Origin of the sequence: Bradyrhizobium monzae, assembly GCF_021458635.1 — a bacterium.
Lineage (GTDB): Bacteria > Pseudomonadota > Alphaproteobacteria > Rhizobiales > Xanthobacteraceae > Bradyrhizobium.
Map to the genome: position 1 here is coordinate 224,653 of NZ_JAIRDQ010000007.1, position 19,278 is coordinate 243,930.

At 63.4% G+C, this 19,278-nt stretch carries 19 protein-coding genes; 12 read left to right on the forward strand and 7 right to left on the reverse strand.

Annotated features, from left to right (window positions below; translation table 11 throughout):
* Nucleotides 1-47: 47 nt before the first annotated feature.
* The 3 genes from K3F49_RS25395 to K3F49_RS25405 all read right to left on the reverse strand — a co-directional run bounded on the left by K3F49_RS25395 (nt 48) and on the right by K3F49_RS25405 (nt 3,388).
* Nucleotides 48-1,658, reverse strand: a complete 1,611-nt coding sequence (locus K3F49_RS25395; protein ID WP_234683667.1) for an acyl-CoA synthetase — start codon at nt 1,656-1,658, stop codon at nt 48-50.
* A 3-nt stretch (nt 1,659-1,661) separates the two neighbouring features.
* The gene (locus tag K3F49_RS25400; RefSeq protein WP_234683668.1) at nt 1,662-2,801 is read right to left on the reverse strand and encodes an epoxide hydrolase family protein; all 1,140 of its coding nucleotides are present in this window, start codon (nt 2,799-2,801) and stop codon (nt 1,662-1,664) included.
* 131 nt (nt 2,802-2,932) lie between these two features.
* A complete protein-coding gene (locus K3F49_RS25405; protein ID WP_234683669.1) occupies nt 2,933-3,388 on the reverse strand; it encodes a GatB/YqeY domain-containing protein in 456 nt (151 codons plus the stop codon).
* A 74-nt stretch (nt 3,389-3,462) separates the two neighbouring features.
* Here K3F49_RS25405 and K3F49_RS25410 point away from each other — a divergent pair, with 74 nt between their 5' ends.
* The 3 genes from K3F49_RS25410 (at nt 3,463) to K3F49_RS25420 (ending at nt 5,918) form a co-directional block, all read left to right on the forward strand.
* Nucleotides 3,463-3,831 carry a hypothetical protein gene (locus K3F49_RS25410; protein ID WP_234683670.1) on the forward strand — a complete coding sequence of 123 codons (369 nt, stop codon included), beginning with the start codon at nt 3,463-3,465 and terminating at the stop codon, nt 3,829-3,831.
* Nucleotides 3,832-4,081: 250 nt separating this feature from the next.
* Nucleotides 4,082-5,272, forward strand: coding sequence for a glutamine-hydrolyzing carbamoyl-phosphate synthase small subunit (gene carA / locus K3F49_RS25415; protein WP_234683671.1), 1,191 nt, complete (start codon nt 4,082-4,084; stop codon nt 5,270-5,272).
* Between the two features lie 124 nt (nt 5,273-5,396).
* Complete coding sequence (locus tag K3F49_RS25420) at nt 5,397-5,918, forward strand: cupin domain-containing protein (RefSeq protein ID WP_234683672.1); 522 nt, start codon at nt 5,397-5,399, stop codon at nt 5,916-5,918.
* 132 nt (nt 5,919-6,050) lie between these two features.
* On the opposite strand, the gene K3F49_RS25425 is transcribed toward K3F49_RS25420, so the two are convergent.
* A complete protein-coding gene (locus tag K3F49_RS25425) occupies nt 6,051-6,575 on the reverse strand; it encodes a Dps family protein (protein WP_234683673.1) in 525 nt (174 codons plus the stop codon).
* A gap of 104 nt (nt 6,576-6,679) precedes the next feature.
* Between K3F49_RS25425 and K3F49_RS25430 the strand changes: the two genes are divergently transcribed.
* Complete coding sequence (locus K3F49_RS25430) at nt 6,680-7,381, forward strand: class I SAM-dependent methyltransferase (protein WP_234683674.1); 702 nt, start codon at nt 6,680-6,682, stop codon at nt 7,379-7,381.
* Nucleotides 7,382-7,661: 280 nt separating this feature from the next.
* Here the strand turns inward: K3F49_RS25430 and K3F49_RS25435 are convergent, their stop codons facing one another.
* Complete coding sequence (locus K3F49_RS25435; RefSeq protein WP_234683675.1) at nt 7,662-8,033, reverse strand: ArsR/SmtB family transcription factor; 372 nt, start codon at nt 8,031-8,033, stop codon at nt 7,662-7,664.
* Between the two features lie 113 nt (nt 8,034-8,146).
* Between K3F49_RS25435 and K3F49_RS25440 the strand changes: the two genes are divergently transcribed.
* From K3F49_RS25440 to K3F49_RS25455, 4 genes are all read left to right on the forward strand, one after another.
* On the forward strand, nt 8,147-9,316 hold the full coding sequence (locus K3F49_RS25440) for an MFS transporter (protein WP_234683676.1): 1,170 nt from the start codon (nt 8,147-8,149) through the stop codon (nt 9,314-9,316).
* A gap of 142 nt (nt 9,317-9,458) precedes the next feature.
* On the forward strand, nt 9,459-12,923 hold the full coding sequence (gene carB, locus K3F49_RS25445; RefSeq protein WP_234683677.1) for a carbamoyl-phosphate synthase large subunit: 3,465 nt from the start codon (nt 9,459-9,461) through the stop codon (nt 12,921-12,923).
* A 223-nt stretch (nt 12,924-13,146) separates the two neighbouring features.
* Nucleotides 13,147-13,620: a transcription elongation factor GreA gene (greA, locus tag K3F49_RS25450; RefSeq protein ID WP_212236205.1), complete on the forward strand. Its 474-nt coding sequence runs from the start codon at nt 13,147-13,149 to the stop codon at nt 13,618-13,620.
* 136 nt (nt 13,621-13,756) lie between these two features.
* Nucleotides 13,757-14,152, forward strand: coding sequence for a DoxX family protein (locus tag K3F49_RS25455; protein WP_234683678.1), 396 nt, complete (start codon nt 13,757-13,759; stop codon nt 14,150-14,152).
* A gap of 11 nt (nt 14,153-14,163) precedes the next feature.
* On the opposite strand, the gene K3F49_RS25460 is transcribed toward K3F49_RS25455, so the two are convergent.
* Complete coding sequence (locus K3F49_RS25460; protein WP_027534298.1) at nt 14,164-14,643, reverse strand: Lrp/AsnC family transcriptional regulator; 480 nt, start codon at nt 14,641-14,643, stop codon at nt 14,164-14,166.
* Between the two features lie 266 nt (nt 14,644-14,909).
* On the opposite strand from K3F49_RS25460, the gene trxB reads away from it, so the two are divergent.
* The 4 genes from trxB to K3F49_RS25480 all read left to right on the forward strand — a co-directional run bounded on the left by trxB (nt 14,910) and on the right by K3F49_RS25480 (nt 18,518).
* Nucleotides 14,910-15,875: a thioredoxin-disulfide reductase gene (gene trxB, locus K3F49_RS25465; protein WP_234683679.1), complete on the forward strand. Its 966-nt coding sequence runs from the start codon at nt 14,910-14,912 to the stop codon at nt 15,873-15,875.
* 5 nt (nt 15,876-15,880) lie between these two features.
* Nucleotides 15,881-16,804 (forward strand): LysR family transcriptional regulator, encoded by a 924-nt coding sequence (locus K3F49_RS25470; protein ID WP_234683680.1) that lies wholly within the window; start codon nt 15,881-15,883, stop codon nt 16,802-16,804.
* A gap of 445 nt (nt 16,805-17,249) precedes the next feature.
* Nucleotides 17,250-18,158 carry a 4-hydroxy-tetrahydrodipicolinate synthase family protein gene (locus K3F49_RS25475; RefSeq protein WP_234683681.1) on the forward strand — a complete coding sequence of 303 codons (909 nt, stop codon included), beginning with the start codon at nt 17,250-17,252 and terminating at the stop codon, nt 18,156-18,158.
* 213 nt (nt 18,159-18,371) lie between these two features.
* Nucleotides 18,372-18,518, forward strand: a complete 147-nt coding sequence (locus K3F49_RS25480; RefSeq protein ID WP_198029538.1) for a hypothetical protein — start codon at nt 18,372-18,374, stop codon at nt 18,516-18,518.
* 75 nt (nt 18,519-18,593) lie between these two features.
* On the opposite strand, the gene K3F49_RS25485 is transcribed toward K3F49_RS25480, so the two are convergent.
* Nucleotides 18,594-19,271, reverse strand: coding sequence for a ParA family protein (locus tag K3F49_RS25485; RefSeq protein WP_027547672.1), 678 nt, complete (start codon nt 19,269-19,271; stop codon nt 18,594-18,596).
* Between the last annotated feature and the right edge of the window lie 7 nt (nt 19,272-19,278).

The following is a 19,278-nucleotide window of genomic DNA, read 5'->3' on the forward strand; positions in this document are numbered from 1 at the left end:
GGAGCTTGCGCTCAAGCAACTGATTGAGCGGCCGGCATGCCTGGAAGCTACCCCCTCGCCCGCAGCTCGCGCCGGAGCACCTTGCCTGTCGCCGTCATCGGCAAGGTCTCGGCGAACTCGACGAAGCGCGGATATTCGTGCGCGGCAAGCTGCACTTTCACGAATTCCTGGATCTCGCGCGCGAGCGTATCGCCGGCAGCAAAGCCCGGGCGCAGCACGATCCAGGCCTTGATCGATTCCGTGCGGATCGGATCGGGAATGCCGACCACGGCCGCCATTGCCACCGACGGATGCTTCATCAGCGTGTGCTCGATCTCGGACGGGCCGACGCGGTAGCCGGCTGTGGTGATGACGTCATCCTCGCGGCTGACGTACCAGAAATAGCCGTCTTCATCCTGCACGCCGAGATCACCGGTCAATAGAAACTCGCCGGCATATTTCTTCGCCGTAGCCTCCGGATTGCGCCAGTATTCGAGCATGGTCACGGGGCAGGGCTGGCGTACGCCGATGATGCCGCGCTGCCCGTGTGGCTGCTCCTCGCCCTTGTCGTCGACGATGCGGACATCAAAACCCGGCGTCGCCTTGCCCATCGAGCCCGGGCGGATCGGAAACAGGTTGGAGTTGCTGCCGATCACGAGATTGCACTCGGTCTGGCCGAACACCTCATGGGCGTCGATGCCAAAGGTCTCTCGCACCCAGCCGAGCAACTCGCCGCCGAGTGATTCACCGCCGGTGAAAATGCTGCGCAGCTTGACGCCCACATGCTTCACGCCGGCCTGTCGCATCAGCTTCAGCGCGGTCGGCGGCAGGAAGACGTTGCGCACGCCGAGGTCGGCCATCATCTGCATCGCCGCCTGCGGCTCGAATTTTCGCGCACGATGGCCGACCAGGGGAATGCCGTGATACCAGAACGCGAGCAGGCCATTGACGAGCCCCCCGATCCAGGCCCAGTCCGCCGGCGTCCACATGAGGTCGCCGGGCCTGGGCAGGAAGTTGTGGCACATCTCGACATTCGGCAGATGCCCGAGCACGACGCGGTGCGCATGCAGCGCGCCCTTCGGATTGCCTGTGGTGCCTGACGTATAGATGATCAGCGCGGGATCGTCGGCGGAGGTGTCGACGGTCGCAAAGTCCTCGGATGCGGTTTCGATCGATGACCAGAACGGTTTTGCACCAGCGTGAACGGCGCCGCTCGTGATGTAGATGTCCTGCAAATAGGGCAAACGATCGCGGATCTTCGTCAGCTTCTCCCAGCCCGCCTCGTCGGTGATGATTGCTCTTGCTTGCGAATTCGACAGGCGGAATTCCAGCGCGTCCTCGCCGAACAGAGCAAACAGCGGGATCGAGATCAGTCCGGAGCGGAACGCAGCCATATGCGCGATCGGCAGCTCCAGCGACTGGGACAGGAATACCGCGACGCGATCACCGCGCACGAGCCCGTCCGCCTTCAGCACATTGGCGAAGCGGCGCGACATCTCGGCGACCTCGTCGAAGGAGGTGCGGGTGGTGGCGCCGTTCTCGTCGACATAGATCAGCGCGAGCCGGCCGGTGCCGTCGGCATGACGATCGCAGCACGCCTCCGCCATGTTGAAGCGCGCCGGGATGTCCCAGCGGAAGTTGCGGGTGAGCTCGTCGTAGGTTGCGGCTTCGGTCAGCATGGCTCAGCGCACCGTCGCAAAGAATTTTCTGACATCGCGCACGAACAGCTCCGGCTGCTCGAACGCAGCGAAATGCCCGCCCTTCTCCATCTCGCTCCAATGCGTGATGTTGTGGAAGTTCGGCTCCATCCAGCGCCGCACCGGCGTGATGATCTCCTTGGGAAACACGGCCACACCGGTCGGCGCGGTCACCTTGGGCGTCGTGCGGCGCTTGCCGAAGCTCTCCCAATAAAGCCGTGCGGACGACGCCGCCGTCTCGGTCGTCCAATAGAGCATGACGTTGTCGAGCAGCTCGTCCTTGTCAAAGATGTTTTCAGGATGTCCGTTGCAATCGGTCCAGGCCCAGAATTTTTCCAGGATCCAGGCGGCCTGCCCGCTCGGCGAATCCGTCAGGCCATAGCCGAGCGTCTGAGGTCGGGTCGATTGCTGCTTGGAGTAACCGGAGTCCAGATCGACGTAATGCTTGAGCCCCGCAAGCGCACGCTTCTCTTCCGCCGTCGGCTCGCCCTCGACCTTCGGCGCCGCGTTGAAGGCGAGCGTGATGTGAATGCCGGCGCAATGCTCGGCGTCCTGCATGCCGAGCGAGGACGTGACCGCCGAGCCCCAGTCTCCGCCCTGCGCGCCGTAACGCGCGTAACCCAACCGGTCCATCAACTTCGCCCAGGTCGCCGCGATGCGATCGACGCCCCAGCCGGTCGTCTTGGGTTTTGCAGAGAAGCCGAAGCCCGGCAGCGAGGGGCAGATCACATCGAAGGCATCCGCGGGATGGCCGCCATGCGCGACCGGATCGACCAGCGGTGCGATCACCTTCTGAAATTCGACGATCGAGCCGGGCCAGCCATGGGTGATGATCAGCGGCAGCGCGCTCGCTTCTTTCGAGCGCACATGCAGAAAGTGGATGTCGAGCCCGTCGATCTCGGTGGTGAACTGCGCAAAACGGTTGAGTTTTGCTTCGCGCGCGCGCCAGTCGTAGCCATCGGCCCAATAGGCGCAGATGTCCCGGATCCACTTCAGCGGCGCGCCCTGGCTCCAGTCATCGACCAGCTCCGCCTCCGGCCAGCGCGTGCGGGCCAGGCGCGACTTGAGGTCGGCGAGGATGTCGTCGCTGATGGCGATGCGGAACGGTTCGATGGCGTCGGTCATCGGTTGCCTCCCCAGTTTCTTCTTGTCATTCCGGGGCGCGCGGAGCGCGAGCCCGGAATCCATTGAACAACGGACTCAGCAGCGCGATAGATTCCGGATCCGACGCTGACGCGTCGCTCCGGAATGACAAATCAGCCCGTCAGCGCCGCCTTCACCAGGCCGCTGGCCTTGCCGAAATCCATTTGCCCCGCGTACTTCGCCCGCAACGCCGCGATCACCTTGCCCATGTCCTTCATGCCGGCAGCGCCGGTCTCGGTGATGGCGTCCGCGATCGCCTTCTTCACCTCGTCGTCCGACATCTGCTTCGGCAAGTATGCCGAGATCACCGCGATCTCCTCGCGCTCCTGCGCGGCGAGTTCGGCGCGGCCGCCCTTGTCGTAGAGTTCAACCGACTCCTGGCGCTGCTTGATCATCTTCTGGAAGACGCCGAGCAGGTCTGCGTCCGACAGCGGCGGCTTGCCGTTGCCGCGCGCATCGATGTCGGCGTTCTTGATGGTCGAGTTGACCATGCGCAGCGTCGAGAGCTTGCGCTCGTTCTTGGCCTTCATGGCCTCCTTGACCGCATTGTTGATGTCGTCGCGCAGCATGGTCGCCTCACTTGGAAACAGTCCGGAAAGACTCGTGGTCTACAACAAGACCTAGATTCTATATAGGTGCTTGCATGAAGACCGGAAAGCATCTCGCCATGTTGGCGGTCTGCCTCGTGGTGCTATGGGGAAGCCGTTTCGGCCCCTATACCTGCGGCGCCCTCCCCGGCTTTGCGAGCGAGATCAACTCGTCCTGGCTCGCCATCGTATTGTACGGCCTCTTTCTGATCCTTTTGCTGTATCTGCCAGTCTACGACTTCATTTCCCTGCTGACGTACAAGTTCGGCTGGGAGACGGATTTCGATCCGCTCGTGGTCTATGAAGGTGAGCAGTCGATGCAACCGATCTCGCGGAAGGCGAGACACCTGTTTTACGTGCTCGACATCGCCATCGTGGTCTTCGCCCTCCTGCCGCTTTGGACCAGGGTTGCCTATTGCGGATAGCTTGCGCGGATCCACCTGGTGATGATTGTCTGCCGCAGATTGCCCTCGCCCTCGACATCCTCGTCCAGCCCGGGAACCGGCACGATCGGGATCGCCCGATCCATTATTGCCTCGCAAGCCCCTGATTTTGCCGGAAATTAGTCGGCTGAGCTTGGGGGCCCGTGGCGGCCCGTCAAATATGCAAAAACGCATGTGAATCCGGCCTTTCCCGCTTTGACGGGCGCGCCCGCGGGGACTATGAAGCGGGCTCATGACACAACATGACAACGATACCGCTTGGCCGGACCATAAACCGACCGCGCTCCTCGTGCTCGCCGATGGCACGGTGCTCGAAGGCTTTGGTCTCGGCGCCGAAGGCCAGGCCGTCGGTGAAGTCTGCTTCAACACCGCGATGACCGGCTACGAAGAGATCCTCACCGATCCCTCCTATGCCGGCCAGCTCATCACCTTCACCTTCCCGCATATCGGCAATGTCGGTACCAACGAGGAAGACATCGAGACGGTGAACATGGCCGCGACGCCGGGTGCGCGCGGCGTGATCCTGCGCACCGCGATCACCGATCCCTCGAATTACCGCGCCACCAAGCATCTCGACCAGTGGCTGAAGGCGCGCGGCATCATCGGCCTGTCCGGCATCGACACGCGCGCGTTGACTGCGCTGATCCGCTCGAAGGGCATGCCCAACGCCGTGATCGCACACGCCAAGGATGGCGAGTTCGATCTGCACGGGCTGAAGGAAGAAGCGCGCGAATGGCCCGGCCTCGAGGGCATGGACCTCGTGCCGATGGTTACCTCCGGCCAACGCTTCACCTGGGACGAGACGCCCTGGCTGTGGGACAAAGGTTTCGGCCGGCAGGACAAGCCTGAATTCAACGTCGTCGCCATCGACTACGGCATCAAGCGCAACATTTTGCGCCTGCTCGCCGGCGTCGGCTGCAAGGTGACGGTGGTGCCGGCGACAACGTCATCTGAAGACATTCTGGCGATGAAGCCGGACGGCGTGTTCCTGTCGAACGGCCCGGGCGATCCGGCCGCGACCGGGAAATACGCGGTGCCTGTGATCCAGGACGTCATCAAGTCGGGCACCCCGACCTTCGGAATTTGTCTGGGTCACCAGATGCTCGGCCTCGCCGTCGGCGCGAAGACCAGGAAGATGCACCAGGGCCATCACGGCGCCAATCATCCCGTGAAGGACGAGACCACCGGCAAGGTCGAGATCACCTCGATGAACCACGGTTTTGCCGTAGACGAGAATACGCTGCCGAAGGGCGCAACGCAGACCCACATCTCGCTGTTCGACGGCTCCAATTGCGGCATCCAGCTCGACGGCAAGCCGGTGTTCTCGGTGCAGTACCATCCCGAAGCCTCACCGGGTCCGCGCGACTCGCACTACCTGTTCCAGCGCTTTGCCGATCTGATGCGACAGAAGAAGAGCGCGTAAGCTCAGCTGCTTCGCAATCGTTACGACAACATCATGCCCGGGCCTCGTCCCGGGCATTTTTGTTGGAGGAACAGCGTCTCACGCCTTTCGTTAACGACCATTAGGCTTTCGCAGGAGCCCCGCCATGTCCGTCGTCCGTGACTATGCCGAACCGCTCGCCATCGTCTTCGAAGACGACGGGCTGGTGCCGAACAACATCCTCCCCTTCCTCGTCTACCAGGGCGCGGTGAAGCTCGATCCGAAGCGGCCCGAGGAGACCATCGAAAACCTGTTCGAAACCAACAATTGGGGCGGGACGTGGCGTAACGGCGTCTACGATTACCTGCACTACCACGCGACGGTGCATGAGGTGCTCGGCGTCGCGCGCGGTCATGCCCGCGTTCGCTTCGGCGGCGATCACGGCCAGGAGCTCGACATCAAGGCCGGCGATGTCGCGATCCTCCCCGCAGGCACCGGACATCAGCTCATCAACGCGAGCGATGATTTCTGCGTGATCGGTGCCTATCCGCCGGGATCAAAGATGGAGATCACGCGGGCCACGCCGGAGAATCACGCCAAGGCGTTGAAGACGATTCCAAACGTCGCGCGGCCGCCGGCCGATCCGGTGACGGGCAAGCACGGCGCATTGATGCGGCTGTGGCGATAGCTAGAAGCGACGGTGCCGTAGGGTGGGCAAATAGAGCGAAGCGTGCCCACCATTTAGCCGTACGGACAGATGGTGGGCACGGCGCGCAAGAGCGCGCCTTTGCCCACCCTACGGGAGCTACTGAATTGGCACTCAGGCCTCGTTGCCGCCTTCCTGGCGGGTGGCTTCGAACAGGAACCAGGTGCGGCGCTCGGTCTCGTCGATGAAGTTCTCGAGGATGCTGGCGCTGGCGACGTCCCCGGCCTCGTCGCAGACCTCATGCGCTTTGCGCATCGCCGCGGCGACATGCTTGTTGTCCTGCATCAGCTCGCGCAGCATTTCGCGCGGCGGGACGTAGTCCTCGTTGTTGTCCTTGATGGTCTGGAGCTTTGCGACCTGGCTGATCGACTTCAGCGTGGCGCCGCCGATCTTGCGGACGCGCTCGGCGAGCTGGTCGGTGGTGGCGAAGATCTGGTCGGACTGCTCGTCGAGCAGCAGATGGTAGTCGCGGAAATGCCGGCCGCTGATGTGCCAGTGGAAATTCTTGGTCTTCAGATACAGCGCGAATGCGTCGGCCAGAAGCACGTTGAGCGCCTCCGAGACCTTTTTGGTCGCCTGGGGCGACAGATCGGTGGGCGTATCGAGGTCGGGCGAGACCTTGCTGGGGGCTTTGCTCACGGGAAACCTTCCTGTTAGGACGCGGACATTGACGGCGCGCCGTCGCACCCCTAACGCAAAGCGGGCAGCGCGGTTCCAACAGAGGAACCGCCGGGCGGGATACCATGGACGATTGGATCGATTATTACGACTCGACGCATACGATCTATGTCAGCAAGCTGCATCGCGATTTGCACTTCCAGATCATCGCGCGGGACATCATCGGCTACATCGCCTCGCCCGAGGCGACCGTGCTGGACTATGCCTGCGGCGAGGCGCTGTCGGCGAGCGAGGTGGCGGCTGCTTGCGGCCAGTTGATCCTGGCCGAGCCAGCGCCTGGCGTGCGCGGCCGGCTGATCGCGCGATTTGCGCCGAACACCAAGGTCCGCGTCCGCTCGCTCGACGACGTCCGCAAGATGCACGACCAGTCGATCGACCTCGTCGTGATGAACTCGGTCGCGCAATACATGACGACGGAAGAGCTCGATGCCGCGCTCATCAACGTCAGGCGCATCCTGAAGCCGTCCGGCAAGCTCGTGCTCGGCGATATTCTGCAGCCGCATGTCGGCATGGGCCGGGACGTGGTGGCGCTGCTCTCCTTCGGCCTGCGTCACGGCTTCCTGAAGGACGCGCTGATCGGATTGGTCAGCACCGCGCTGTCAGATTACCGTCAACTGCGCGCGCGCATCGGGCTGAAGCGCTACAGCGAGGACGAGATCGCGGTCAAGCTGAAGGCGGCCGGCTTCGCAAGCCAGCGTGCCAGCACCAATATCGGCCACAACCGCTGGCGCATGACCTTCATCGCGCGGCCGCCTCTGGTCCGTTAAGCTCCTTGGTGCGTTAAGCATAACGATTGGCTGAGGTGGCTTGTCGCAGCCCGATGGGCAATGATCGCCGCGGCCCGGTGGCGGAAGCGTCTACGCGAGAGCAGTGCATCGCTCTTCATCCTGGTTCAAATCCAGGCCGGGTCTCCAGCCTTCGCTGGCTCCGCCAGCTTCGGCTAGGCAAGCCGTGTCGTAGCGAAGGCTGCCTCGGCGAAGCCCGAAGGGCAAAGCCGGGCACGCTTCATTGAGACGCGCCCCAACGCAGAATCTCGAAAACGCGCAATCAATCCGGCTCGACCACATCACCCTCAGCAACAAGCTGAAGCCTGTCCGCGTCCTTGGCCGCTGACTTGAGCACGGCGTCGAGCAGGCCGGGAAAGCGTGCCTCGAGATCCTCGCGACGCAGCCGCATGAAGCGGTTCGTGCCCGCCACGCGCGTCTGCATCAGCCCGCAATCGCGCAGCTTTGCGAAGTGATAGGTGAGGTTCGACTTGCCGGAGAGGCCGTTGAAGTCGCCGCAGCAAAGCTCGCTGCTGACACGTTCCTGCTGGGCGAGCTGATACACGATCGCCAACCGGATCGGATCGCTCAGGCAATCCAGAACCAGCGGCAGCTCGATCTGCTCGCGGGTGGGGTGGGGAGGCGTGCGGCTCATGGTGCGGAAATCATAGCGATGCTGGCGGAATGTTCAATAGTTCTTGAACCAATTGACTCTCGGATCGCCATCTTTGATAGTTCAATAAGCATTGAACATAAGGATTGCTTGTCATGAGCGTTGTCTGGCTGGCCCTGGGGGCCTTTGCGATCGGCACCGAAGGCTTTGTCATTGCTGGTCTTTTGCCGTCGATCGCAAGCGACCTCTCGATTTCGGTCTCTGCCGCCGGCCAATTGGTCACCGCCTACGCCCTCACCTACGCCGTGGGCTCGCCGATCCTGGCCGTGACGCTGAACAATATCGACCGTCGCACCGTGCTGGCGCTCGCGCTCCTGACCTTCATCGCCGGAAACCTCGCCGCGATGGTCGCATCCAGCTACCCACTGCTGCTGGCCTCGCGCATGCTGATGGCGCTGGGCTCCGGACTATGCATGCCGACGGCGCTGGCAGTCTCGGTCGCCGTCGCCTCGCCGGATCGGCGCGGCCGCGCGGTGGCGCTCGTCACCTCGGGCCTCACGGTCGCGACCGTTATCGGTGTGCCCCTCGGCAATCTCGTCGGCAGCTGGCTGGGCTGGCGCGCAACCTTCGCCATGGTCGCAATGATCGGCGCTGTGGCTCTTGCTGGCCTGCTGCTTGGCCTGCCTCGCGGCCTGCCGCGCAACACGGCCTCCCTCAGCGAAAGGCTGGCGGTGGCGCGCCACAGCAATGTCGTGATCGCGCTTCTGATCACGATTTTATGGGCGCTGGGCGGCTTCACCGTCTTCACCTATTTCGCGGTCCCGCTGCGCGGCCTCGGCTTCGACGCTTCGCAGATCAGCCTGGCCCTGCTGGTGTTCGGCGGCGCAGCCGCGATCGGGAACATGCTTGGCGGCGTCCTGGCCGACCGGCTCGGCACGATGGTCACCGCGGCGCTCGGGCTCGCCGGCATGGCCAGCGCCCTGATCCTGCATTCGCTGGTCCTGAAGCTGTTGCCCGAACAGGCGCATTACGCGGTGCTGGGCGCGATCTTCCTCTGGGGCCTCTCGGGCTGGGCCTTCTACCCGGCCCAGATCGCCAGCATCATCCGGATCGAGCCGCAGGCCTCGATGATCGCGCTCTCGCTCAACGCCTCCGCCATGTATCTCGGCTTCGCCATCGGCGGGGCCCTGGGCGGCGCGGTGCTGGCCACCCTCTCGCCAAACGACCTCGGCTGGATCGGCGGAGCGAGCGTTGCGGCCTCGCTTCTGGTGCACCTCGCCCGTGGCTGGCAGGCGCGGCCGAAACCCGTCAAAATTGCCGGTTGATGGGGCGTTTTTCGGGGTTTCGCCGCCCCGAAAACTGGTCTAAGACCCACCCGCGCGCGAGGGACGACCCCGCGCTCTCGCACAAGGGGACGCGCGGCAAGCGCGCCCTTTTTTTGTGCCCGATTCCAGCCCGCGAGCGGTGATGCCTAAACGAACCGACATCTCGACCATCCTGATCATCGGCGCCGGTCCCATCGTGATCGGCCAGGCCTGTGAGTTCGACTATTCGGGCACGCAGGCGGTGAAGACGCTGAAGGAAGAGGGCTATCGCATCGTCCTCGTCAATTCCAACCCGGCCACGATCATGACCGATCCGGAATTGGCGGATGCGACCTATATCGAGCCGATCACGCCCGAGATCGTCGCAAAAATCATCGAGAAGGAACGTCACGTCATTCCCGGCGGCTTCGCACTGCTGCCGACCATGGGCGGACAGACCGCGCTGAACTGCGCACTGTCGCTGCGCCGGCAGGGCACGCTGGACAAGTTCGACGTCGAGATGATCGGCGCGACGGCTGACGCCATCGACAAGGCCGAGGATCGCCAGCTGTTCCGCGAAGCCATGACCAAGATCGGGCTCGAGACGCCGAAGTCGCGGCTCGCCAATGCGTCAGAGCTGAAGAAGTCGTTTCGCGACAAATACCACGCCGAACGCGAGAAGCTGTCGGGCGCAGCGCTCGAGGAGCTCGATCGGCAGTGGACCCTCGGCGAGAGCGACCGCCGCAAGCGCTACCAGGAATATGCTTTCGGCCAGGCCATGATGGCGCTGTCCGAGATCGGTCTGCCCGCGATCATCCGTCCCTCCTTCACCATGGGCGGCACCGGCGGCGGCATCGCCTACAACAAGGAAGAGTTCCTCGACATCATCGAGCGCGGTCTTGACGCGTCCCCCACCAACGAAGTCCTGATCGAGGAATCCGTCCTCGGCTGGAAAGAGTTCGAGATGGAGGTGGTGCGCGACAAGAAGGACAATTGCATCATCGTCTGCTCGATCGAGAATTTCGATCCGATGGGCGTGCACACCGGCGATTCCATCACGGTCGCGCCGGCGCTGACGCTGACGGACAAGGAATACCAGATCATGCGCGACGCCTCGCTGGCGGTGCTGCGCGAGATCGGCGTCGAGACCGGCGGCTCCAACGTGCAGTTCGGCGTCAACCCCGAAGACGGCCGCATGGTCGTGATCGAGATGAATCCGCGCGTGTCGCGTTCCTCCGCGCTGGCCTCCAAGGCCACCGGCTTCCCGATCGCCAAAGTCGCGGCCAAGCTCGCGATCGGCTACACGCTCGATGAAATCGCCAACGACATCACCGGCGGCGCGACGCCGGCCTCGTTCGAGCCCACGATCGATTACGTGGTGACCAAGATCCCGCGTTTCGCCTTCGAGAAATTCCCAGGCGCCTCCTCCACGCTGACGACCTCGATGAAGTCGGTCGGCGAGGTCATGGCGATCGGCCGGACCTTCCAGGAGAGTCTGCAGAAGGCGCTGCGCGGGCTCGAGACCGGGCTGACCGGCCTCGACGAAATCGAGATCGAAGGCCTGGGCCGCGATGACGACAAGAATGCGATCCGCGCCGCGCTCGGCACGCCGACGCCGAACCGCATTCTTCAGGTTGCGCAGGCCATGCGGCTCGGCTGGTCGAACGAGGAGATCTTCAACTCCTGCAAGATCGATCCGTGGTTCCTCGGTGAAATGCGTGGCATCGTCGACATGGAACAGAAGGTCAGGAAGCACGGCCTGCCCGGCAATGCCTTCGGCATGCGCACGCTCAAGGCCATGGGTTTTTCGGACGCGCGCCTTGCGGTGCTCGCCGAGACGACGGAGGCCGAGGTCACGACCAAGCGCCACGCGCTCGGCGTCCGTCCGGTCTACAAGCGCATCGACACCTGCGCGGCCGAATTCGCTTCGCCCACCGCCTACATGTACTCGACCTACGAGTCGCCGTTTGCAGGCAGCGTCGTCGACGAGAGCACGCCGTCGGACAAGAAGAAGGTCATCATCCTCGGTGGCGGCCCGAACCGCATCGGCCAGGGCATCGAGTTCGACTATTGCTGCTGTCACGCCTGCTTCGCGCTGCATGACGCCGGCTACGAATCCATCATGGTCAACTGCAACCCGGAAACGGTGTCGACCGACTATGACACTGCAGACCGTCTCTATTTCGAGCCGCTCACCGCCGAGGACGTGCTGGAGATCATCGCGAAGGAGCGCACCAACGGCACGCTGCATGGCGTGATCGTGCAGTTCGGCGGCCAGACCCCGCTCAAGCTCGCACATGCGCTGGAAGCCGCCGAAGTCCCGATCCTCGGCACCTCGCCCGACGCCATCGACCTTGCCGAAGACCGCGACCGCTTCAAGCGCGTGCTCGACAAGCTGCGGCTGAAGCAGCCGAAAAACGGCATCGCCTATTCGGTCGAGCAGGCCCGCCTGGTCGCGACCGATCTCGGCCTGCCGCTGGTGGTACGCCCGTCCTATGTGCTCGGCGGCCGCGCGATGCAGATCATCCGCGAAGAGAACCAGCTCAGCGACTACCTGCTCGGCACGTTGCCGGAGCTGGTGCCGGCCGACGTCAAGGCGCGCTACCCGAACGACAAGACCGGGCAGATCAACACCGTGCTCGGCAAGAACCCGCTGCTGTTCGACCGCTATCTGTCCGACGCGACCGAGATCGACGTCGACTGCCTCTGCGACGGCAAGGACACCTTCATCGTCGGCATCATGGAGCATATCGAGGAAGCCGGTATCCATTCCGGTGACAGTGCCTGCTCGCTGCCGCCACACTCGCTCGACGCCAAGATGATCGAGGAGCTGGAGCGGCAAACGCGCGAGCTCGCACTCGGCCTCGACGTCGTCGGCCTGATGAACGTGCAATACGCGATCAAGGACAGCGAGATCTACGTGCTGGAAGTCAATCCGCGTGCCTCGCGCACGGTGCCCTTCGTCGCCAAGGTGGTCGGCACGCCGGTCGCGAAGATCGCCGCGCGCATCATGGCCGGCGAGAAGCTCGCCGACTTCAAGCTGAAGAAGGCCGACTTCAAGCATGTCGGCGTGAAGGAATCGGTGTTTCCGTTCGCACGCTTCCCCGGCGTCGACACGGTGCTCGGGCCCGAGATGCGCTCGACCGGCGAGGTCATGGGCATCGACCGCTCCTTCGCGGTGGCCTTCGCCAAGAGCCAGCTCGGCGGCGGCACGCGGGTGCCGCGCAAGGGCACGGTGTTCGTGTCGGTGCGCGAGAGCGACAAGACGCGTATCGCGGAGGCCGTGCGCGAATTGCATTCACTCGGCTTCAAGGTGCTGGCGACCTCCGGCACGGCGCGCTTTCTGACCGACGAAGGCATCCCGACCGAGAAGGTGAACAAGGTGCTGGAAGGACGGCCGCACATCGTCGACGCCATCACCAACGGCGACGTCCAGCTGGTCTTCAACACCACGGAAGGCCCGCAGGCGCTTGCCGACAGCCGATCGCTGCGGCGCGCGGCCCTCTTGCATAAAGTGCCGTATTACACCACTCTTTCCGGGGCCGTGGCGGCCGCGCAGGGCATCCGCGCCTACCTTGGCGGAGACCTTGAGGTTCGTACCCTGCAGAGCTACTTTTCGGAAACCTGATCGCGAGCGGAAGGCCAGGCCTTGAAGGTTAAGCCGTCCGCTAAGTGATTGGCAATGAAGCCACAATGGCCGGAGGAACTGTCCGGCCACGCGGTTGTTCTGTTCCGGCGCCAGGCCCACATAACGCTCCGGCGGCGGCGTGCTCAGCCCCCGGACATACTGACGAATCAAGGTTGCCGCGCCCTCTTGTTGGCGGGCGCGCGACCTAAGAACGAGAGAAGAGATGGAAAAGGTTCCGATGACTGCGAGCGGCTTTGCCGCACTCGGGGAAGAATTGAAGAAGCGCCAGTCCGAGGACCGTCCGCGCATCATCGAGCATATCGCCGAGGCGCGTTCGCACGGCGACCTGTCCGAGAACGCCGAATACCATGCCGCGAAGGAAGAGCAGTCCCACAATGAGGGTCGCATCGCCGAACTCGAAGACAAGCTCGCGCGCGCCGACATCATCGATATTTCCAAGCTCTCCGGCGACACCATCAAGTTCGGCGCCACCGTGACGCTGGTGGACGAGGACACCGAGAAGAAGGCGGTGTGGCAGATCGTCGGCGAGGTCGAGGCCGACGCCAAGAAAGGCCGCATCTCCATCACCTCGCCGCTGGCGCGCGCGCTCATCGGCAAGAAGAAGGGTTCAACCGTCGAGGTCAACGCCCCCGGCGGAGCCAAGGCGTATGAGATCACCAAGGTGGAGTGGCGGTAATCCACTCCGCAGAGTCTGCCTGAAAAGCCGCGCGCTCTGCGCGGCTTTTCTGTTTCTCGATGCGTCCAGTGCGCGATTGTGAACTGCACCGTCCTCCGTCATGCTCGGCGCTGCCGTCCGAGCAAGGGAGGACACGATGGACATCGATCGCATTGCCGCGCAAAGCCAGCCGTATCTGCTCAGCCTCTTCCGCTTCATCACCGGGCTACTATTCTTTCATTACGGCGTGGCCAAGCTGTTCAAGTTTCCACCGGTGGAAATGTTTTCCGACGTCACGCCGCTGTCGCTCTGGGGCGTCGCAGGCATGTTCGAATTCGTGCTCGGCGGTCTCCTGATGATCGGCCTCTTCACGCGACTGGTCGCCTTCATCCTTTCGGGTGAGATGGCCTTCGCCTATTTCATTGAGCACCTGCCGCACAGCTTCTTTCCCGTCGTCAACGACGGCGCGCTGGCGATCGTGCTGTGCTTCGCCTGCCTTTTCCTCGCTGCCGCCGGCAGCGGTCCGATCAGCGTGGATGCGATGCGGCAGTGACTCGTCGTTGTCTACCGCCGTCCCTTCACATCCAGCGGCACGGCCGCTTCATATTTCGAATTATGTAGCACCAGCGACGTCCGCACGTTGCGCACGTGCGGCGCGGCGGTCAGATGGGTGACAAAATCCTGGAAGGTCGCCATGTCGGGGGCGACGCATTTCAGGATGAAATCGACCTCGCCGGACAGCATCCAGCATTCCCGCACCAAGGGCTCGGCGCGGACGAACTCCTCGAAGGCGCGCAAATCGGCTTCGGCCTGGCTGGACAGGTGCACGGCGGCGAACACCGTGACGTCAAAGCCGAGCTTTCGCGCATCCAAGAGCCCGCGGTAGCCGTGGATGTAGCCCTCCTCCTCCAGCGCCCGGACCCGGCGCAGGCAGGGCGGGGGCGAAATACCGACCCGTTTGGCGAGCTCGACATTGGTGATTCGGCCGTCGGCCTGGATCTCGGCGAGAATTTTGAGGTCGATCTCGTCTAGGTTCCGCGACACGTGATTGGAACTCCTGTCCTTTATGGCGGTATCGGGTGGATCTGATGCAATCCTCATAGCCAGTCACGTACATTTGCGCAATTTTATTGCGCGTTCACCCCACGGGACTTTTGTTCCTTGTTGGAAAAATCCGCCGATTGGGAATGCAATTCTTGCATAGCTCACCAGAAGGCTTAGATTAGCTCTGATATTTCAGCGCCTCCGCGAGGCCTCCTGGCTCCTTCCGCGCCCGCGCTGCAAATCCCCCGTGAAAGGCGTCCGCAAATATGTCCGCTCCTGTTCATGCAAAGGTCGTCATTATTGGTTCCGGCCCCGCGGGCTACACCGCGGCGATCTACGCCGCGCGCGCGATGCTCGAGCCGATCCTGATCCAGGGCATGCAGGCAGGCGGCCAGCTCACCATCACCACCGACGTCGAGAACTATCCGGGCTTCGCCGACGTGATCCAGGGCCCCTGGCTGATGGAACAGATGGAGAAGCAAGCGGTCCATGTCGGCACCAGGATCGTCACCGACCTGGTGACCAAGCTGGAGACGACGCAGCGGCCGTTCCGCTTGACCTGCGACTCGGGCGACGTCTATCTCGCCGAAACCGTGATTCTCGCCACCGGCGCGCAAGCGCGCTGGCTCGGGCTGCCGTCCGAGGCAAAATTCCAGGGCGGCGGCGTGTCGGCCTGCGCCACCTGCGACGGCTTCTTCTACCGCAACAAGGACGTCGTGGTGGTCGGCGGCGGCAATACCGCGGTCGAGGAGGCCCTGTACCTGACCAACCACGCCTCGCAGGTCACCATCGTGCATCGCCGCGATCACTTCCGCGCCGAGCGCATTCTGCAGGAGCGCCTGTTCAAGCATCCGAAGATCAAGGTGATCTGGGACTCGGCCGTCGACGAGATCTGCGGCACCGAGAACCCGAACAAGGTCACCCATGTGCGCCTGAAGAACGTCAAGACCGGTGCGCTTTCGAATGTGAAGACCGACGGCGTCTTCGTTGCTATCGGCCACGCACCCGCGACCGAGCTCGTAAAAGGCCAGATCAAGCTGAAACCGTCGGGCTATGTCGAGGTCGCCCCGAACTCGACCGCGACCTCCGTGCCCGGCCTGTTCGCCGCCGGTGACGTCGCTGACGAAACCTATCGCCAGGCCGTGACGGCCGCCGGCCTCGGCTGCATGGCAGCCCTCGAGGCCGAACGTTTCTTGGCCCTGCGCGCCAGCGAGCGCGCGGCAGCGGAATAACGATCATGGCTAGAACACGCGACGGATTTACGGATATGGATTGGGACAAGCTGAAGGTGTTTCACGCTGCGGCGGAAGCGGGCAGCTTCACGCATGCGGGAGAGCAACTCGGCTTGTCGCAATCGGCGGTGTCACGCCAGGTCTCGGCACTGGAGCAGGAGCTCTCGGTCTCGCTGTTCCACCGCCATGCCCGTGGCCTGATCCTCACCGAGCAGGGCGACCTGCTGTTCCGCACCGCGCATGACGTGTTCATGCAACTGCAGGCGGCGCGCGCGAAACTGACCGACAGCCGCGAGCGGCCGAGCGGCGATCTCAAGATCACCACCACGCCCGGCGTCGGCATCAATTGGCTGATCCCGCGGCTCGGCGAATTCACCGCGCTCTACCCGGAGATCCGGATCTCGCTGATCGTCACCGACGAGGAGCTGGATCTGTCGATGCGCGAGGCGGACGTTGCGATCCGCACCCGCAAGCCGACGCAGCCGGATCTCATCCAGCGCAAGCTGTTCGCGATGGGCTTCCACGCCTATTGCTCGCCGGATTACATCAAGCGCTTCGGCACGCCGCGGACGCTGGAGGAGCTCGACTCCCACCGCATCATCACGCTCTCCGACGGCAACTTCGCGCCGCATCTGCAGAACCGCAACTGGCTGATCGAAGCCGGCCGCAACGGCTCGGGTCCGCGCGAAGCCTATTTCAAGGTCAACAACATCCTTGGCTTGGTGCGCGCCTGTCAGCAGGGCCTCGGTATCGCAGCACTTCCGGATTATCTGATCGAAGAACAGAGCCGCCTCGTACAACTGTTCGGCGAATCGGATTCGATCCAGCTCGATACGTATTTCGTCTATCCGGAAGAGCTGAAGACGGTCGCGCGCGTGCAGGTGTTCCGCGACTTCGTGGTGAGCAAGGCGCAGCGCTGGCCGTCCTGATTTCCGCATGTCTGACATGCGGCCTCGGCTGTTGCTGCATGCCGCTCGTCAAGCCCATACTGCTTGCACGCTGAGCCTTCGCGTTGCGCATTTGTCCCCCTCCTCCAGTGGCGCGGGAGTTCAGTAATCCCTCTTGGAAGGTGATTGTGTCGGCCTCACGTGGCCAATACCTAAGCCGGGCCTTCGGGTCCGGCTTTTTTTCTGTCCAATTCGGCTTTCGCCTTCCGCGTGTATTGACAGTTTTAGGCATACCCCGCATCGTTTCCAAATGATCACGAAGTCGTGCGCAATCGTCTCGAAAAAAGGCCCCCACCCGGGGACCTCGGATTTTTGCGCGCGCTAAACACCGCTTCGTCATCGCAAGCAAATCCCGAAAACCCCGCCGCCTGGACGGGGTTTTTTCATGTGCCCTCCGTCTCAGGTTTTCCCGAGAAGGAGAATGAACATGACCGACTTGCGACCCCATATGCATGGGCTCTGGCTGCCGCTGGTGACGCCGTTTCGCGATGGCCGCCTCGACGAGACATCGCTGCGGCGGCTGACGCGGCACTACTGCACCCAAGCGATCGACGGCTTCATCCTGGGCGCGACCTCGGGCGAAGGCATGACACTGCGCGACGCCGAGCTCGAACGCCTCGTCGCCATCGTCCGCGACGAGATGGCGGCCGGGCGCCGGACGTTGCCGATCGGGCTCGGGCTGTCGGGCGCGGACACCTCGCGGATGACGGAGCGGCTGGATGAGACCGCGGACTGGCCGATCGACTTTTATCTGATCGCGAGCCCCTATTACGTGCGGCCGTCGCAGCGCGGCATCCTCGCGCATTTCGAGGCGCTGGCCGATCACGCCGCCTGGCCGCTCGCGCTCTACAACATTCCCTATCGCTGCGCCGTCGGCATCACCAACCAGACCCTGCTGCGGCTTGCCGAGCATCCCAACATCATCGGGCTGAAGGATTGCGGCGCGAGCCGTGAGCAATCGCTTGCGCTGCTGCGCGACAGGCCGAAGGGCTTTCGCGTGCTGACCGGCGAGGACGCCAATTATTTCGAGTCGCTCAGCGACGGCGCCGACGGCGGCATTTTGCTGTCGGCCCATCTCGAGACCGCAACCTTCGCCGCCGTGCATGCCGAGCTGAAGCGCGGCAATGCCGATGCAGCGCAGGCGCGCTGGCAGGAGGTCTCGGAGCTGACGCGGCTCATGTTCACTGAGCCGAGCCCGGCACCGGCGAAGTATTGGCTGTGGCGAAGCGGCCTGATCGACAGCCCCGAGGTGCGCCTGCCGATGGTGGAGGTGAGCAGCGAGCTCGCGGCCACACTCGATCGCGAGATCGAGCGGCGGGTGAAAGTCGCGGCGTAGTCGCTCACCACATTTGCGGAAGCAACCCTCACTCCCTCTCCCCGTAAGAACGCGGAGAGGGAGTGATGCAGCGCGCGCCCGGTGGTTAACGCTGCGCGAATGGTTAATCCGTGGTGGCAAATGCGCTCAAAATGCGAGCGCGCGAACGGCCCGGAATTTTAAAACATCCTGCGTACCGTTGCCCCCACAAGCGAAGAAATCGCGGGGGCGATCTTGAACAATCAGAATGATGCGGCGTCGCATTACGACGCCGGACAGCAGGGCTTTTCCACCGAAGACATCATCTGGGCCGTCGGCATCTGGTCGGTGATCCTGACGCTGTCACCGGTCATCGTGTTTTACATGCTGATGATCGCGTAACTTCACCGTCAGTCCCGGAAACGCAAAACGCGCGGGACACCGCGCGCTTTTCGTCCGGGGAAATGATTGATGAAATTATGCCGCCTGCTTGTGCATTGCGCCGGACGCCGACGCCGTGCCGCGAATAGCTTTCACTGAACGCTCGATCGCCGCCCACAGCCTTGCAATTTCCTGAGCTGCACGGCTCTCGGCCTGATACTCACGCGCGCCTTCGCCGTGGCTGAGTGCCATCAACAAATCCGAACGGTTGGTGATCTGACCGCCCCACACCGGCGCGCGGAACTTGGCCAGCGCCTCGCGGGCGATGGTGACGATCGGGCTTTCGGCTTCGTCACGCTTGGCCGGCGCACCATTGAGGACGACCGCGTAGGGCTTGCGCGCCGCGCGGCACATCTGGATGGTTTCCTGCACCGCGTTGACATCGAACACGCCGGGCCGTGCCGGGATGACCACCATCGTGGCGTTCTTGATCGCGTCGTCGACGACGGCCGAGAGGTTCGGCGGCGTGTCGATCAACACCCATTCATAACCGTCGCGCTTGGCAGCGGAGACGATGCCGCTGACCGAGTTCACCGCCGACTTGATCGGCGGCTCGTTGGTGCCACGCAGCTTGTGCCACAGCGTGAGCGAGCCTTGCGGATCCGCGTCGACAAGCATCACCTGCTTGCTCGCCTTGATCTGCGCAGCGAGATGTGCGGCCAGGGTACTCTTGCCCGAGCCGCCTTTACGCGATGCAAAAACAATAACGTTCATACCTCTG